Raw genomic sequence first — 16633 nt, forward strand, 5'->3', positions numbered from 1 at the left:
AGTGTAACAATTCATCTAAAATTAATACTTATGCAATAAATAAAAACTAATCATGAGAAAAATACTATTAGGAATCGCTTCTTTAGCTTTGTTAGCAAGCTGTTCTACTTACAAAACAGCTCAAAACAACAAACAAACAATAGAAATTGGAATCGACTTAAACACTGTTGTTAACGACAAAGTGATGGTTGAGGTAAATCCGCAAAAAATTAAAGAAGAGACCTTAATTTACAACATTCCTGCAATTGTACCAGGAACGTATGTAATGAGTAATTACGGGAAATTTGTTTCAGACTTTAAAGCTTTTGATTACAACGGAAAAGAATTAACTGTTAAAAAATTAAACGAAAACTCTTGGCAAATTAACAATGCTAAGACTATGGATAAACTTTCTTACTGGATTGATGATACTTTTGATTCTAAGAAAGAGCATAAAATTTATGTAATGGCAGGTACAAATATCGAAGAAGGAAAGAACTTCTTATTGAACCTACCAGGTTTTATTGGATACTTTAATGATAAAAAAGAATTTCCTTATGAGATTTCGATAACGCATCCAACAAACTTATATGAAACTTCATCTTTAATTAACAAGAATACTACAAAGACTGATAATAGTAAAGATGTTTTCTTAGCGCCAAGATATGACGAAATTTCTGACAACCCAATTATGTATGCGCCATTAAATAATGTAAATTTTACCGTAAACGGAATTGATGTTAATTTAGCAATATACTCGCCAAATAACAAACACAAAGCGGCTGATTTAGAAGAAGCTTTAAAAACAATGATGACTGCGCAAACAAACTTTTTAAAAGGTTTTGAAACTACAAACGAATACAATGTGTTAGTGTATTTATTTGACCCTGAAATTTATAAATTTCAAGGATATGGAGCTTTAGAGCATCGATCTTCTACAACTGTTGTGTACCCTGAAACAATGAGTAAGGAAAGGTTTGCTAGCAACATGATTAATGGAACAGTGTCTCATGAATTTTTTCATATTGTTTCACCTCTTTCTGTACATTCTGAAGAAATTCACTCGTTTGATTTTAACAAAGCAAACATGTCTGAGCATTTATGGATGTACGAAGGAATGACTGAATATTTTGCAAATCTTTTTCAAGTAAACCAAGGTTTAATTTCTGAAGAGGAATTTATTACTGAAATGAATAATAAAATTGGATCTTCATTACGTTTTAATGACGCAATGTCTTTTACTAAGATGAGTAAGAATATTTTAGAACCTGAATATGCCAAAAACTATAGTAATGTTTATTTAAAAGGTGCATTAATTGGAATGTGTTTAGATATTATTTTAAGAGAAGAGAGTAAAGGTACTTACGGTGTTAGAAACATGATGTTAGATTTATCTAAAAAGTACGGAAAAAACAAAGCCTTTAAAGATGAAAATATTATAGCTGAAATTGTAAAAATGACATATCCTTCAGTTGGTGAATTCTTTAAAACTCATGTACAAGGAGCAACACCTATTAATTACGAAACATACTTCAACAAAATAGGAGTTGCAAAAGAAACAAAAACTGAAAATTCAACTTATTTTTTAGATTCTAAAAGACAACCTTTTATTTCTGTAAATAGTGATAAAAAAATATTCTTTACTCCAAGAACTAATTCAGCTTTAGTTGCTTTAGGTATTAAAGCTGGTGATATTTTAGAATCTGTAAACGGAGAAAAAATTTCGTTAGCCAACATTCGTCCTATTTTAGGAAAAACAATGCAATGGAAAGCTGGTGACACAATAACAATGGAAATTACCAGAGATGGTAAACCTGTAAAAATATCAGGAAATTATGTACAACCAACTAGTAAATCAACTGGTTTAGTAATAGAAAAATTACCTGCAACAAACCCAAAAGTAATTTTACGAAATGCTTGGTTAAAAAACTAAACCATTCTTAGTTTTTTAAAATTTAAAAAGGCAACCAAATTGGTTGTCTTTTTTTTGCTTTAACAATTTATTAAGAAGAATACAACTTTCATTTAACTAAATTCGGTGCTTCATATTCAAACCAAATACAATGACACAAAGATTACTTTCAAGAATTTTGATTGTATTTCTTTTTTTAGGCGTTTCTTTAAACACTGAAGCACAACGTAAAAAAAAGAAAAAAAACGACAAAAAGGCAGCTGCTGTAAAACCAAAAAGCAAACCAGATAAAAACGCCATAAAGCCTTATGGCAAAGTCGTTACCAAAAAACATAAAACTGATAAAGGTCTATTTAAAATCCATTCGAAAGACAATAACTATCTGTTTGAAATTCCAGATTCGTTATTAAACCGTGAAATGTTAATGGTTACCAGAATTGCTAAAACCGCAAGCGGAATTGGTTTTGGAGGTGGAAAACAAAATACGCAAGTGTTACGTTGGGTAAAAAATCAGAAAAAAATATTATTAAAAGTTGTTTCACACAATGTAGTTGCAGATTCTATTTTACCTATTCACGAAGCAGTGGCTAATTCTAATTTCGAACCTATTCTTTTTGCTTTTCCTATAAAAGCATTCAGTAAAGATTCTACAGCTACAGTAATTGACGCGACTCCTTTATTTGCTACAGATGTTAAAGCAATCGGATTTCCTCAATTTAGTAGAAAAAATTACAAGATTTCTAAAATGGATAAAAACCGATCATATATTGATCGTATGAGTAGTTATCCAAAAAACATTGAAGTTCGCCACGTAAAAACTTATGTTGCTGGTAAAGCGCCATCAAACTCAAGTGTTGGTGCCGTTTCTTTAGAATTAAGTAACTCTATGATTTTACTTCCTAAAGTACCTATGAAACGTCGTTATTTTGACGAACGTGTTGGTTGGTTTACGAGTTCTCAAACAGATTATGGTTTAGATACTCAAAAAAGTAAATCAGTAACTTATTTAGACAGATGGCGTTTGGAAGTTAAAGATGAAGATTTAGCGAAGTTTAAAAGAGGTGAATTAGTAGAGCCTAAAAAACAAATTGTTTATTATATTGATAGAGCTACGCCTAAAAAATGGAGTAAATATATTAAAGAAGGAATTGAAGATTGGCAAGTTCCTTTTGAAGCTGCTGGTTTTAAAAATGCAATCATCGCTAAAGATGCACCAACAAAAGAGGAGGATCCAGAATGGAGTCCTGAAGATGTTCGTTATTCTGTAGTTCGTTATTTAGCGTCTCCTATTCCAAATGCAAACGGACCTCACGTTAGTGATCCTCGTTCTGGAGAAATTTTAGAATCTGATATCAACTGGTATCATAATGTAATGACTTTATTACATAACTGGTACTTTATTCAAACTGCGGCGATTAATCCTGAAGCTAGAAAAAACAAGTTTAAAGATGAAATTATGGGGCGTTTAATTCGTTTTGTTTCTTCTCACGAAGTTGGTCATACCTTAGGTTTACCACATAATATGGGAAGTTCTGCTGCTTATGCTGTAGACTCTTTACGCTCTGCTAGTTTTACTAAAAAATATAGTACAGCTCCCTCTATTATGGATTATGCGCGTTTTAATTACGTTGCACAACCAGAAGATAAAGGTGTTGCTTTAATGCCTAATATTGGACCTTATGATAAATATGCAATGAGCTGGGGATACCGTCCTATCTTAAACACTTCTGCTAAAGATGAAAAAGCTATTTTAAATAAATGGATTACTGATAAAAAAGGAGATCCTATTTACAGATTTGGTCATCAACAAGTAAGAAATACCATCGATCCAAGTTCTCAAACAGAAGATTTAGGTGATGATGCGATGAAAGCAAGTGCTTACGGTATTAAAAACTTACAACGTATTTTACCTCGTTTAGAAGAATGGACTACTGAAAACGGTGAAGACTATCAAGAGTTAAAAACAATGTATGGTCAATTAGTTGGTCAGTTTAACAGATATATGGGACATGTTAGCTCTAATATTGGTGGAGTTTACGAAAACTTTAAAACTGCTGATCAAGAAGGTACAGTATATACACATACCTCGAAAGATCATCAAAAAAGAGCCTTAGCTTTTGTTAATAATGAGTTATTTAAAACACCTACTTGGTTAATAGATCAAAATATTATTACAAAAACACAATATTCTGGTTCTGTTGATGAAATTAGAAGCTTACAAGTACGTACTTTAAACAAAATTTTAAAAACTGGTCGTTTAACTCGTTTAATTGAGAATGAAGTTTTAAACGGAACTAAAGCGTATACTTTTGTAAATATGATGACAGATCTTAGAAAAGGGATTTGGTCTGAACTATATACAAATAAAACAATTGATGGTTACAGAAGAAACTTACAAAGAGCACATTTAGATCGTTTAGACTTTTTATTAAACAAAGCTAAAAACCAAAGCGGAGTTAGAAGAAGCGGAGGTTATTTTAAACAAACTGCAGTAAATATTAGTCAATCTGATATTAAAGCAGTTGTTAGAGGCGAATTAAAAAGAATACAAAGAGATATTAAACGTAGTATTCCTAACGCTCGTAACACAATTTCTCGTTACCATTTACAAGATGCAGCAGATAGAGTTAATACTATTTTAAATCCAAATAAATAAGATTAATCTATTTATCTAAAATTTAAAAAGGCAACCAAATTGGTTGCCTTTTTTTATTAATCATTTATAATAAAATGCGGTACTTTAGCTACATTCCAATCTATTACCAAACCTTGTGCTAATGATTTTGCTATATCTGGCCCGTATAAATACTCACATAAATAAAGTGCTGCTTCAAAAGATTTTGCGCCTCCGGCAGACGTAATATATTTTCCGTCGTGAACAAATAACACTTCCTTTCTAATATCTAAATCAGGAAACATGGTTCGCATTTTATCAATATCCGAAGGAAATGTAGTTGATACTTTCCCGTTTAAAACTCCAGCCTTTGCCAATACAAAAGCGCCATCGCAATGAGAAGTTATAAACTGCGCCTCTTTATCAACCATTTGTACAAATTCAATCAGTTTTTTATTTTCTAAATCGGTATCTAAATGATGTTCCGCACTTGGCACCACTAAAATATCAATCTTTGGTAAGCTATCTTTTAAATAATTAAAATCAGGCAAAATTCGCATTCCTTCAAAAGTAGTAATCGGTTTATCAGTATCAGCAACCGTAAACACATTCATCGGTTTAATTCCTTTTCTAAAAACAGTGTGCTGAAAAATATCAAACGGCGCTGTAAGTTCTGTATTAAAAGTTCCGTCCATTATTAAAAATGCAACATTATACCTGTCTTTTTTTAATTTAGGAAACACCTTTTTAGTTACCTCTTTCCCTGTTTTGCTGATGTTTTTTTCACCGCAACCAATCAACATTAAAACAATAACACTTAACATTAAAACTCTCATAAAATACATTTTAATGCTAAAATATTAAATCTAGCTTGCTTTTAGCATTCGTTTTTTATATTTACTACTTAAATAACCAAATCACATGAAATCATTTTTAAAATTCTTGTTAATCATTTCACTTACAATTAGTAGTTGTACTTCAAAAAACACAGAAAAAATTGAAGTAGACGCGAAAGTAAAAAACACCTATGTAAAAGATAACTTTACTAAAAAAGAAGTTACTATTACGATGCGCGATGGTGTTAAATTACACACTACTATTTACACCCCTAAAGACACGAGCAAAACCTACCCAATTTTAATGCAAAGAACACCTTACAGTTCTAGACCTTATGGAGACGGTAAATTTAAAACCAAAATTGGTCCGAATACCATTTTAATGAAAGAAGGAAACATTGTGGTATATCAAGATGTTCGTGGTCGTTGGATGAGCGAAGGTGTATATGATAACATGCGTGCTTATATTCCGAATAAAACACCAAAGCAAGCTGATGAAACTACCGACACTTACGATACAATTGATTGGCTAGTTAAAAATACACCGCATAACAACGGAAAAGTTGGTACATGGGGAATTTCATATCCTGGGCATTACGCTACGGTTTCTACAATTGATGCGCATCCTGCTTTAAAAGCAGCCTCACCACAAGCTTGTATTGGCGATTTCTTTTTTGATGATTTTCACCACAACGGTGCTTTTTTACTAAGTTATTTCAGAGCAATTTCGTTATTCGGAACTTACAAAGATCAACCTACAGATTCTGCTTGGTATTCATTTCCTAAAATGGATACACAAGATCAATATCAATTCTTTTTAGATAAAGGACCTTTAAAAAACCTCAACGAATTTTTTCAATATGATAAATTAGATGTTGCTAGTACTGAAAAGAAAGATCAAATTGATGATTTTTTCTGGAAAGAAATTGTAGAACATCCAAATTACGATGAAACTTGGCAAAGCAAAGGAATTGTTCAACATTTAGATAAAGTTCCTGCTACTGTAGCAACCATGATTGTTGGTGGTTTGTTTGATGCTGAAGATTTATACGGACCTTTAGAAACCTATAAAAACATAGAAAAAAATCAACCTAACAATTACAATACGTTAGTTTTTGGCCCTTGGGATCACGGTGGATGGGCAAGAAATAAAGTAGCCAACAAAGTGGGGAACTATTATTTTGGAGATTCAATTTCTTTAAACTTTCAAAAAGAAATTGAAACTAAATTTTTTAATCATTTCTTAAAAGGTGACGGCTCTAAAAATAGCGGGTTACCTGAAGCATACGTTTTTGATAGCGGTAAAAAAGAATGGAAATCTTACGATGTTTGGCCTCCAAAAGAAGCAAAAAAACAATCGTTTTTCTTATCATCAAATCAAGAATTAACAGCATCAAAAAAAGACAATTCTAAAGTTGATTTCATCAGTGATATAAAACATCCAGTTCCGTATTCTGAAGATATTAAAACCGTATTCACACCAAGAAAATACATGACGGATGATCAGCGTTTTGCTGCACGTAGACCAGATGTATTGGTGTACGAAACTGATGTTTTAACAGACGATTTTACTCTTGCCGGAGATATTTTAGCAAAATTAAAAGTAGCAACAACAGGTTCTGCTGCCGATTGGATTGTTAAAGTTATTGATGTGCATCCTGCAGATTTAAAAAACGATAACAAAGAAATGCAATCGCATTTAAAACTAAGTAATTACCATATGATGGTTCGTAGCGAGGTTTTACGTGGTCGTTTTAGAAATAGTTTTTCGAATCCAGAACCGTTTACACCTAATATGAAAACGGATGTAAATATTAAATTACAAGATGTATTTCACACCTTTAAAAAAGGACATAAATTACAAATACAAGTACAAAGTACCTGGTTTCCTTTAATTGATTTAAATCCGCAAACCTATGTAGACAACATCTACAAAGCCGATGAGAAGGATTTTAAAACACAAACACATTCAGTTTTTTCAGATTCTAGTATTGAATTTACGGTATTAAAAAAATAATGATGGCTACAAATCATACCGACGTATTAATAATTGGTGCTGGATTATCGGGTATTGGCGCTGCTTGTCACCTATCAAGAAAAAAACCTAACAAGAGTTATAAAATTCTTGAAATGAGAGCCGAATTAGGCGGTACTTGGTCGTTATTTAAATACCCAGGAATTCGTTCAGATTCGGATATGTATACCTTCGGATATTCTTTTAAAACATGGGATGCTTCAAAATCATTTGCCGATGCGCCATCTATTTTAGAATATCTAAACGAAGCTACTGACGAATATAAAGTACGTGATAAAATATGTTATAACGAAAAAGTAATTTCCGTAAATTTTGATACTAAAAAAGCAATTTGGACGGTTATTACTCAGCATCAAAAAAGTAACGAACAACATACTTACACTGCTAACTTTTTATTTTCATGCAGTGGTTATTACAGCTATAAAAATGGCTACACGCCAGATTTTGAAGGGATGATTAATTTTAAAGGAACCATTATTCATCCGCAGCAATGGCCTGAAAATTTAGATTACACCAACAAAAAAGCAATTGTTATTGGTAGCGGAGCAACTGCTGTAACCTTAGTGCCAGAAATAGCTAAAAAAACAGCGCATGTTACCATGGTACAACGCTCGCCGACCTATATTGGTGCGCTACCTAATAAAGACAAAGTTGCTGGCTTTCTAAAAAAAGCACTGCCTAAAAAAACGGCACATAAAGTAATTCGTTTTAAAAACATTCTCTTTTCGATTGCTTTTTACAACACCTCTAAAAAGTTTCCGAATTTTATGAGAAATTTTATCATTAAAGGGGCAAAAAAACAATTGAATAGTTTTCCGGTTGAACCGCATTTTACACCAAGTTACAATCCGTGGGACCAACGTTTTTGTGTGGCACCTGATGGCGATTTGTTTAAAGCCATTAGAGAGAAAAAAGCGTCTATTGAAACCGATCATATTGAATGTTTTACCGAAAACGGATTGCGTTTAAAATCAGGAAAAGAACTTAAAGCTGATATTATTATTACAGCTACAGGTTTGCAATTAGTTGCTTTTGGTGATGCTAAAATTAGTGTTGACAACATTCCTTTTAATCCTTCGGATAAATTAACTTATAAAGGTTTGATGTTAAACGATTTGCCTAACTTTATATTTTTTGCGGGTTACACCAACGCTTCTTGGACCTTAAAAAGCGATTTAACAAGCGAATATGCAAGCCGACTTATTCATTTAATGGATAAAAAAGGACATAAAGTTGTGGTGCCTAAAGTTAGTGACATGAATATGGAAACTGTACCGCTTATTAATTTAAACTCGGGTTATATTCATCGTTCTACAGCAAACTTACCAAAACAAGGAAGTAAATTCCCTTGGAAATTATATCAAAATTGGATTTATGATTATTTTACATTGCGTGTAAAATCGGTTAAAGATGATACTTTAAAGTTCAATTAATAGCTATTTTAAAATTGGCTTAAATATTTTTTTCTAAACCTCGTAATTAAAATTACGAGGTTTATTTTATACAATTACGTCAACCTGAACTTGTTTCAGGTTCGCATCATAATATATAGTTTCTTATAGTGATGAGATTCTGAAATAAATTCAGAATGACGCGCTGTTATTTAACTTGATTTACCTTGTGAAAATGACTAAATTCGTTGTTGTGTGATATTCTGTATTAAAACTATGGATATTTTAATTATTAAGCTCTAATTTGAAAAAATGCCATCAATAATAACAAAATATAAGATTTTTTTAGCTTCACCAAGTGACGTTCAAGATGAAAGAGATTCAATAGATGAAGTTATAAATGAGTTAAATCTCACATTTGGAAAACAACAAGATATTCATTTAGAATTATTAAAATGGGAAACACATTCAGCGCCAGCAATAGCAATTAATCATCCTCAAGAAATAATAAATACTGATTTAGGAAAAGACTACGATTTATTTATTGGCCTTATTTGGAAAAAATTTGGAACACCAACTAACGAAGCAGATTCTGGAACAGAAGAAGAATTTTTAAATGCCTATAATAGATTTTTAAAAAACCCTAATTCCTTACAAATACTCTTTTATTTTAATAGTAGACCTGTATCTATGAATGATATGAACCCTGAACAACTATTAAAAATACAAAATTTCAGAACTGATATTGGAAAAAACAAGAAAATTCTATACTGGGAATATCAAGACACACAACAATTAAGTAAATTTTTAAGAATCCATATTCCTCAAAGAATATTAGAGTTAAGAAAGAACCAACAGAATAAAGCTCTTGCAATAGAGGTAAAAGAAGAATTAGAAGTTGATCTTTTAAAAGAAGAATATGGACTTATTGACTATCAAGAAATGATAGAAGACAATATACGAGAATCGACAGAATCATTAACAAGAATCTCTGATGCTACAGAGTGGATTGGAGAACAGCTAAATAAAAAAACTGCAGAAATGAATACGATGACTGCAAATAGTAATAAACCTGGTCGAAAAACATTAAAAAATTATTTTATTCGGACTGCAAAAGTAATGGATAATTATGCTAATCGCATAGAACCCGAAATCCCTATATTTCAAGAATATTTTGAGAAAGGAATAGATGCATTATCTAATGTAATAAACATCTCTATAAATGACTTTAGTGTAAAACAAGAAGAAATTGAAGAAACTAACGAGTTATTATCATCTCTTATAAATGGAATTACATTTTCAATTGAAAGTATGGATAGTTTTTTACAATCTGTAAAAGATTTACCTAGAATGTCAAAAGAATTAAATAAAGCTAAATCTAACGTAGGAATGAAATTAGAAGACTTACTTAAAAATTTAAGAATTAGTCTTTCTATAGCTATTGAATTAAAGAAAAGTCTCTTTTAAGAAAAAATGTGACTATCGCCATATATAAATAGTTACTAATTCTTGATTATTTACGAAAACCCTATCGAGCTATCTATACTTTAGTTCTTAAACCTCGATAACAAACCACACCTACAACATCTTCAAAAAATCATTTCTAGCAATTTCACGAGCACCTAAACTTTCTAGATGTTCGTTATGTACCTGACAATCTATGAGTTTGTATCCGCCATTTTTGGCTAAGTGAATAAAAGCAACTTTACTCATATTACTTGCTTTGCTAAACATACTTTCTCCACAAAAAACACCGTTTCCGGTATCAACTCCGTACAAACCAGCAACTAGTTTATCATCAATCCAAACCTCTATGGATTTTGCAATTCCTTTTTCGTGTAAATTAATATAGGCATCTTCCATATCGTCAGTAATCCACGTTCCTAACTGGTCATTTCTATCAATATGGCGACAATTAAAAATAACATTGTTAAACGCTTTGTTTTCGGTAATTGTAAAACCTCCTTTTCGCAATACTTGACGCATCGATTTAGAAACTTTTACTTCCTGAGGAAATAAAACCATACGTTCTGGTGGCGAATACCAAACAATTGGTTCACCTTCATTAAACCATGGGAAAATTCCGTTTTTATACGCATGTATTAACCGTTTGGCAGATAAATCTCCACCAAATGCCAAAACACCATCTTCATTTGCGAATTCGTAAGGCGGAAATACTATTTCTTCGGGTAACCAAATCATATAAAAACTGTAATAAACACTGCAAATATAATGCAGTTTTCACCATTACTAATAATAAAAAAACTGCTTTGATTTCATTTTTTATAATTCTTGAAGAAATAAAAACGTATCAATTCAATTTTGCATAATTTTGCAACATGGTAAAAGAACTTCAACTACGCGTTAATTTAATAGAAGAAAAGAAAGAAGATATCTTAAAAAAGAAAGCTTCTAGAAAATTAGACATCGCTATTACTAACATAACTACTGTAAAAGTGTTACGTAAATCTATCGATGCGCGTAAAAAAGAGGTTGTTTTTAATTATAAAGTAGCGGTTTATATCAACGAACCTTTACCTGATACTCCTGATTATATTTTTGATTATCAAGATGTATCTAATGCAAAAGAAGTTCATATTATTGGCTTCGGACCTGCAGGAATGTATGCAGCGCTTCGTTGTATAGAATTAGGTTACAAACCAATTGTTTTAGAACGTGGTAAAAATGTACAAGATCGTCGTAGAGATTTACGTGCTATTAATCAAGAGCATTTTGTAAACGAAGATTCTAATTACTGTTTTGGCGAAGGTGGTGCCGGAACCTATTCTGACGGAAAATTATATACCCGTAGTTTAAAACGTGGTGATGTTCGTAAAATATTCGAAAACTTGGTGCACCATGGTGCTGCTGAAGATATTTTAATTGATGCGCATCCGCATATCGGAACGAATAAATTGCCGAAAATTATTCAGAATATTCGTGAGAATATTATAAAATATGGTGGTGAAGTTCATTTTGATACCCGCGTTACCGATTTTGTAATAAAAAATAGCAAGCTACAAGCCATACAATTGCAAAACGGAAATGAAATGACTGTGAATTCAGTAATTTTAGCAACTGGGCATTCGGCTAGAGATATTTACGAGTTATTACATAAAAAAGATATTTTATTAAAAGCAAAGTCGTTTGCAATGGGAGTTCGTGTAGAGCATCCACAAGAAATTATTGATCAGATTCAATATAGTTGTACTGGCCAAAGAGATGAATTATTACCTGCAGCGTCATACAGCTTGGTGCATCAAGCAAATAACAGAGGTGTATATTCGTTTTGTATGTGTCCTGGCGGATTTATAGTGCCGGCCGCAACAGCAAACGGAGAAGTTGTTGTAAACGGAATGTCGCCTTCTCGTAGAAATAACAAATTTGCCAATTCGGGAATTGTCGTTGAAATTAACATCGATAAAGACTTATATAAATATGAAAAATTCGGAGCGTTAAAAGGCTTAGAATATCAGAAGGATTTAGAAAAACTAGCTTTTAACGCTGGTGGAAAAAGTCAGGTTGCTCCTGCACAACGTTTAACCGATTTTGTAGAAGGTAAATTATCATCTAGTTTAAACGAAACTTCTTATCAGCCAGGTTTAAACTCAGCACCAATGCATTCTTTATTACCTAAGTTTATTGGTAGTAGGTTGCGTAAAGGTTTTGATGCTTTTGGTAAAAAAATGCACGGATATTATACTGCCGAAGCAAATATTATTGGAGTAGAATCTCGCACCTCATCACCAGTTAATATCCCTCGAAAAGAAAGTTTAGAACACCCACAAATAGAAGGTTTATTTCCTTGTGGAGAAGGTGGTGGTTATGCAGGCGGAATTATATCTGCTGCAATGGATGGAGAACGCTGTGCTGAAGCTGCAACTGCTAACTTATAATTAACGATATTTCTTTGATTTATTTCTAATTACCTTGTATTTTTGTATTCTCTAAAAGAGGCTTAGAGCAACAAGGAAATGAAAGTTAAGAAAAGAAGAAATAAAAAGAATGTAAAACCGCACGTAGAACGTTTACATAACTACTACCATCGCACTGGTTTTTACATGTTTATTTGGGAAAGTTTAAAAAAAGCTTTTTGGCCAATAGTAGGTGCTGTTGTAGGTATATTTTTATTTAATAAATATGTTTATAATATTAACGACGGTTTACAAACGGTAACAGAAACTTTTTCTAGACTTGGTGTATTAACTACTTTTTTCATTTCTGAAACAATACTAGGTTTAATTCCGCCAGAGATTTTTATCGCTTGGTCTAAAAAAACAGCAGATCCTGTTTTAAATTTATCACTATTAGCAACATTATCTTATTTAGGAGGATTAACTGCTTATTTTATAGGTAGAGCTTCCTTAAAAATTGCTTCTGTAAAAACTTACTTAGAGGTTAAAATGGCTAAAAACCTTAAAAACACCAGTAAATGGGGTGGTTTTTTAATTTTAGTTGGTGCCTTATTACCATTACCTTTTGCTATTAGTTGTTTAACAGCTGGTATGATTAAATATCCGTTTAAAAACGTAGTGCTTTTTGGACTATTTCGTTTTTTACGTTTTGCCATTTACGCTTGGGCCATTTTTAAAATGGTTAATTAAAACAATAAAATATATTATTACTATGGGATTAACGAACAACGATATTTTTAAAAAATTAAGAGTAGCTCACAAATTTCGTGATACTGATATTATTGAAATCTGTGCTTTGGTTGACTTTAAAGTTTCTAAAGGTGAGTTAGGTGCTTTTTTTAGAAATGAAGAACATCCTAAATATATGGAGTGTGGTGATCAAATTCTTAGAAATTTCTTAAACGGATTAGTGATTCACTTAAGAGGACCAATGCCTAAAAAGGAAAAATAAAACGACATAGTAAAAAATAATAAAAAGCCTTCTGATAACAATATCAGAAGGCTTTTTCCCTTAAATACATCTTTTGTCTCTAGCTGATAAATGATAGATAGTACAAATATATTTTAATCTAGTACAGTAACAGAAGGGATATCCGCATTTAAAAGTGTGGACATCCATAAAACGTAAAAAGAGAGCCTATGGCTCTCTTTTTTATATGTATACTCCTTTTTTATATTAAAAAGGTAAATCGTCTGGTTCGTTAGCAGATAAGTCTGGTGCTGGTTGAAACTGATCTACAGGAGGTGTATTTTGAGCAGAAGCTTGTGCTAAATTCTCAATTCTCCATCCTTGAATAGAGTTAAAGTATTTTGCAACTCCTTCTGGATTAATCCATTCTCTACCTCTTAAATTAATAGATACTTTTACATCTTGACCAACAGCATAACTATTTAAAACATCACATTTATCCTGTACAAATTCAATCATAATCATTTGTGGATACTGCTCATCTGTAGTAACAACTAATTCACGTTTTCTAAATCCGCTAGCTCCAAATGTTTGTGTTTCGTTAATTAATTTAATCTTCCCTATAACTTCCATATTCTTATCTATTTAATTAAAAGCACTTTCCAAGCACTTTCTACATCATTACTCTTTAAGTATTCTTGTGCAAATGTATGTTTTTTTTCAGTTGAAAGCGAAACATATTTTGGATGTTCTTTCGCAAAGTTATTAACAGTTTCTTCATTTGGCAACTGCTCTACATTACCTAACATGCCTAAATTATTACCTGTTAAAACAGCACTATTTCTAATTTCAGTCGGAATTTGATCTACACCAATTCCTAAAGTTGAAATTGGTTTTGGAATTTCAAAAAACCCATCTCTTGCCCTAGAATAATAGCTTCCTCCTGCCCTAGCAACTAAATCTATTTTATGTTGATCAATACTTCCGTCTTCAGCTAAAACATCTTCGTTAATATGTAATTTAACCACCTCACAAACAATTAAATTCCCTGCGCCTCCTTCGGTTCCGGTATAAATAATATCGGTTACTTTACATTCAAATTGTACTGGCGATTCTGCTACTCTAAAAGGAGCTACTTTATCAGAAGGTAACATTGTAAATCCTGCTTTTTCAAACTCATTTACACCCTTCGGATACATGGTGCTGCTTAACGACATTTGTTGTACAATATCATAATTTACCACATTAATAACCACTTCTCTGGTTTCCTCAGCATTATCTAACGTATGTTTTGTTTTATTACCTCTTACACTTCGTGCTGGAGAAAAAATTAACATTGGTGGATTGGCTCCAAAAACATTAAAAAAACTAAACGGTGATAAATTCGGATTTCCTTCTTCATCAATAGTACTTGCAAAAGCAATAGGTCTTGGCGCTATAGCACCTAATAAATAACCATGTAGTTTTGTTACAGGCAATTCTTTAGGATCGAGTGATAACATATTTTATATTTTAATGTAAAGATACTACGCTTTTACAAATTAAGTTATTCTATAGAATAGTTTATATTTGACTAATGACATTTTTTAAGAATACTTATTGGATAAAGCGAATTACAATTTTTGTATCACTATTAATTGTACCTTTTATCTTGTGGAATACTTATGTGTTTTTTCAAAAATTTAAAGAAGAAGAAAGAGGTAAAATTGAAATCTTTGCGGTAGCTTTTAAAGAACTAGCCTCTAACCCCAATTTAAACGAAAACACCAACTTAATTAATAAAGTTTATGAAACTATTGAAAACATTCCTACAATTCTTGTAAATGAAGATGATACAATTAATTTACATAGAAATTTAGATAGTCTTAAGTCTAAAAACCCAACATATCTTCTAGAGCAACTAACGATAATGAAAAGGCAAAATGAGCCTATCATTATTGAATATTTTGGAATTACCCAATATCTTTATTACCGAAACTCCGATTTATTATACAAACTTAAATACTATCCGTTAGCTTTATTATTAATTTTAGGACTCTTTGTAACCATTGTATATATGGTGTATAAATCGAGTAAAGTTGCGGAACAAAACAAACTTTGGACAGGTATGGCCAAGGAAACAGCGCATCAAATAGGCACACCGCTATCTTCTTTATTAGGTTGGATTGCTATTTTAAGATCTGAAGATGTAAACGAAGAATATATTGTTGAAATTGAAAAAGATGTTGACCGATTAAGTACCATTGCCAATCGATTTTCTAAAATTGGCTCTTTACCTAAATTAAAGGAATATAATATTGTTTTAGAAACACAAGCAGCGTTTAATTATTTAAAAACTAGAAGCTCTAAACAAATTAATTTCTCTTTTTCTTCGGATAAAAAAACACTTTCTACATTGTTGAATATTGAGTTATATGGGTGGGTAATCGAAAATTTAATTAAAAATTCGATTGATGCCATGCAAGGAAAAGGAAGCATTTCATTAGATATTAAAGAAACCACTAAACTTATAAAAATTACTGTTACCGATTCTGGTAAAGGAATTCAGAAATCGCAATTCAAACAGATATTTAAACCCGGTTTTACCACAAAAAAACGTGGCTGGGGGTTAGGTTTATCACTCTCTAAACGTATTATTGAAGATTATCATAGTGGGAAAATCTACGTCTTAAAATCTGAAATAGGAAAAGGAACTACTTTTGAAATTCAGTTAAACAAGGTTTAAAGTGATTGTCTATAATTTTTACCTATTTAATTAACGTCAACCTGAACTTGTTTCAAGTTCTCATCATAAACTGGCGCTGTCTAGTGATTCTAAAACAAGTTCAGAATGACGCGCTGATGTTTAGTTTATTTTTCTTTGTGATTATGCCTCATAGACCAGCCAAAAGCAAAACTTGCTATTGTCCAGATTACTAAACTAATCAATGTTTTTCTTAATGTTATTTCTTCGCCATCAAAATACGGCCAAACAAATGTCATTATAACAAACATCCACAAACCCCAAACCAATCCTGATTTTTGCCATTTTTGTAATTTCAT

Annotated in this window: 14 protein-coding genes; 9 read left to right on the plus strand and 5 right to left on the minus strand. The window is 31.7% G+C overall.

The features are described 5' to 3' along the window. The first annotated feature begins 52 nt into the window (after nt 1–52). Together N2251_RS07980 and N2251_RS07985 are read left to right on the plus strand one after the other, a co-directional pair. Nucleotides 53–1912 (plus strand): M61 family metallopeptidase, encoded by a 1860-nt coding sequence (locus tag N2251_RS07980; protein WP_260586224.1) that lies wholly within the window; start codon nt 53–55, stop codon nt 1910–1912. A 130-nt stretch (nt 1913–2042) separates the two neighbouring features. After that, nucleotides 2043–4547, plus strand: coding sequence for a zinc-dependent metalloprotease (locus tag N2251_RS07985; RefSeq protein WP_260586225.1), 2505 nt, complete (start codon nt 2043–2045; stop codon nt 4545–4547). A gap of 56 nt (nt 4548–4603) precedes the next feature. Here N2251_RS07985 and N2251_RS07990 read toward each other — a convergent pair whose 3' ends face one another. After that, nucleotides 4604–5341, minus strand: coding sequence for a DJ-1/PfpI family protein (locus tag N2251_RS07990; RefSeq protein ID WP_260586226.1), 738 nt, complete (start codon nt 5339–5341; stop codon nt 4604–4606). An 85-nt stretch (nt 5342–5426) separates the two neighbouring features. On the opposite strand from N2251_RS07990, the gene N2251_RS07995 reads away from it, so the two are divergent. The 3 genes from N2251_RS07995 to N2251_RS08005 all read left to right on the plus strand — a co-directional run bounded on the left by N2251_RS07995 (nt 5427) and on the right by N2251_RS08005 (nt 10234). Beyond that, a complete protein-coding gene (locus N2251_RS07995) occupies nt 5427–7358 on the plus strand; it encodes a CocE/NonD family hydrolase (RefSeq protein ID WP_260586227.1) in 1932 nt (643 codons plus the stop codon). Nucleotides 7359–7360: 2 nt separating this feature from the next. Further along, nucleotides 7361–8809, plus strand: coding sequence for a flavin-containing monooxygenase (locus N2251_RS08000; RefSeq protein WP_260586228.1), 1449 nt, complete (start codon nt 7361–7363; stop codon nt 8807–8809). 270 nt (nt 8810–9079) lie between these two features. Beyond that, nucleotides 9080–10234 carry a DUF4062 domain-containing protein gene (locus N2251_RS08005; protein ID WP_260586229.1) on the plus strand — a complete coding sequence of 385 codons (1155 nt, stop codon included), beginning with the start codon at nt 9080–9082 and terminating at the stop codon, nt 10232–10234. Between the two features lie 111 nt (nt 10235–10345). Here N2251_RS08005 and aat read toward each other — a convergent pair whose 3' ends face one another. After that, nucleotides 10346–10969: a leucyl/phenylalanyl-tRNA--protein transferase gene (aat, locus tag N2251_RS08010; RefSeq protein ID WP_260586230.1), complete on the minus strand. Its 624-nt coding sequence runs from the start codon at nt 10967–10969 to the stop codon at nt 10346–10348. A gap of 137 nt (nt 10970–11106) precedes the next feature. Between aat and N2251_RS08015 the strand changes: the two genes are divergently transcribed. The 3 genes from N2251_RS08015 to N2251_RS08025 all read left to right on the plus strand — a co-directional run bounded on the left by N2251_RS08015 (nt 11107) and on the right by N2251_RS08025 (nt 13633). Next, nucleotides 11107–12663 (plus strand): NAD(P)/FAD-dependent oxidoreductase, encoded by a 1557-nt coding sequence (locus N2251_RS08015; protein WP_260586231.1) that lies wholly within the window; start codon nt 11107–11109, stop codon nt 12661–12663. 78 nt (nt 12664–12741) lie between these two features. Further along, nucleotides 12742–13371 carry a YqaA family protein gene (locus N2251_RS08020; protein ID WP_260586232.1) on the plus strand — a complete coding sequence of 210 codons (630 nt, stop codon included), beginning with the start codon at nt 12742–12744 and terminating at the stop codon, nt 13369–13371. 22 nt (nt 13372–13393) lie between these two features. Beyond that, nucleotides 13394–13633: a DUF1456 family protein gene (locus N2251_RS08025; protein ID WP_218771333.1), complete on the plus strand. Its 240-nt coding sequence runs from the start codon at nt 13394–13396 to the stop codon at nt 13631–13633. Between the two features lie 225 nt (nt 13634–13858). Here the strand turns inward: N2251_RS08025 and N2251_RS08030 are convergent, their stop codons facing one another. Continuing rightward, nucleotides 13859–14224, minus strand: coding sequence for a DUF3127 domain-containing protein (locus N2251_RS08030; protein ID WP_218771334.1), 366 nt, complete (start codon nt 14222–14224; stop codon nt 13859–13861). An 8-nt stretch (nt 14225–14232) separates the two neighbouring features. Then, entirely contained in the window at nt 14233–15093 is an 861-nt protein-coding gene (locus tag N2251_RS08035; protein ID WP_260586233.1) for a flavin reductase family protein, read from the minus strand. A gap of 74 nt (nt 15094–15167) precedes the next feature. On the opposite strand from N2251_RS08035, the gene N2251_RS08040 reads away from it, so the two are divergent. Then, the gene (locus N2251_RS08040) at nt 15168–16316 is read left to right on the plus strand and encodes a sensor histidine kinase (protein WP_260586234.1); all 1149 of its coding nucleotides are present in this window, start codon (nt 15168–15170) and stop codon (nt 16314–16316) included. 125 nt (nt 16317–16441) lie between these two features. Here N2251_RS08040 and N2251_RS08045 read toward each other — a convergent pair whose 3' ends face one another. Continuing rightward, on the minus strand, nt 16442–16633 hold the full coding sequence (locus N2251_RS08045; RefSeq protein ID WP_260586235.1) for a hypothetical protein: 192 nt from the start codon (nt 16631–16633) through the stop codon (nt 16442–16444).

It is taken from the genome of Tenacibaculum haliotis (assembly GCF_025215075.1).
Classification (GTDB): Bacteria; Bacteroidota; Bacteroidia; order Flavobacteriales; family Flavobacteriaceae; genus Polaribacter; species Polaribacter haliotis_B.

What these genes read in the sequence shown, in the direction of transcription:
- N2251_RS07980 (WP_260586224.1), top strand. Translation starts at nt 53, where the DNA reads ATGAGAAAAATACTATTAGGAATCGCTTCTTTAGCTTTGTTAGCAAGC.
- N2251_RS07985 (WP_260586225.1), top strand. Translation starts at nt 2,043, where the DNA reads ATGACACAAAGATTACTTTCAAGAATTTTGATTGTATTTCTTTTTTTA.
- N2251_RS07990 (WP_260586226.1), bottom strand. Translation starts at nt 5,341, where the DNA reads ATGAGAGTTTTAATGTTAAGTGTTATTGTTTTAATGTTGATTGGTTGC.
- N2251_RS07995 (WP_260586227.1), top strand. Translation starts at nt 5,427, where the DNA reads ATGAAATCATTTTTAAAATTCTTGTTAATCATTTCACTTACAATTAGT.
- N2251_RS08000 (WP_260586228.1), top strand. Translation starts at nt 7,361, where the DNA reads ATGGCTACAAATCATACCGACGTATTAATAATTGGTGCTGGATTATCG.
- N2251_RS08005 (WP_260586229.1), top strand. Translation starts at nt 9,080, where the DNA reads ATGCCATCAATAATAACAAAATATAAGATTTTTTTAGCTTCACCAAGT.
- aat (WP_260586230.1), bottom strand. Translation starts at nt 10,969, where the DNA reads ATGATTTGGTTACCCGAAGAAATAGTATTTCCGCCTTACGAATTCGCA.
- N2251_RS08015 (WP_260586231.1), top strand. Translation starts at nt 11,107, where the DNA reads ATGGTAAAAGAACTTCAACTACGCGTTAATTTAATAGAAGAAAAGAAA.
- N2251_RS08020 (WP_260586232.1), top strand. Translation starts at nt 12,742, where the DNA reads ATGAAAGTTAAGAAAAGAAGAAATAAAAAGAATGTAAAACCGCACGTA.
- N2251_RS08025 (WP_218771333.1), top strand. Translation starts at nt 13,394, where the DNA reads ATGGGATTAACGAACAACGATATTTTTAAAAAATTAAGAGTAGCTCAC.
- N2251_RS08030 (WP_218771334.1), bottom strand. Translation starts at nt 14,224, where the DNA reads ATGGAAGTTATAGGGAAGATTAAATTAATTAACGAAACACAAACATTT.
- N2251_RS08035 (WP_260586233.1), bottom strand. Translation starts at nt 15,093, where the DNA reads ATGTTATCACTCGATCCTAAAGAATTGCCTGTAACAAAACTACATGGT.
- N2251_RS08040 (WP_260586234.1), top strand. Translation starts at nt 15,168, where the DNA reads ATGACATTTTTTAAGAATACTTATTGGATAAAGCGAATTACAATTTTT.
- N2251_RS08045 (WP_260586235.1), bottom strand. Translation starts at nt 16,633, where the DNA reads ATGAAATTACAAAAATGGCAAAAATCAGGATTGGTTTGGGGTTTGTGG.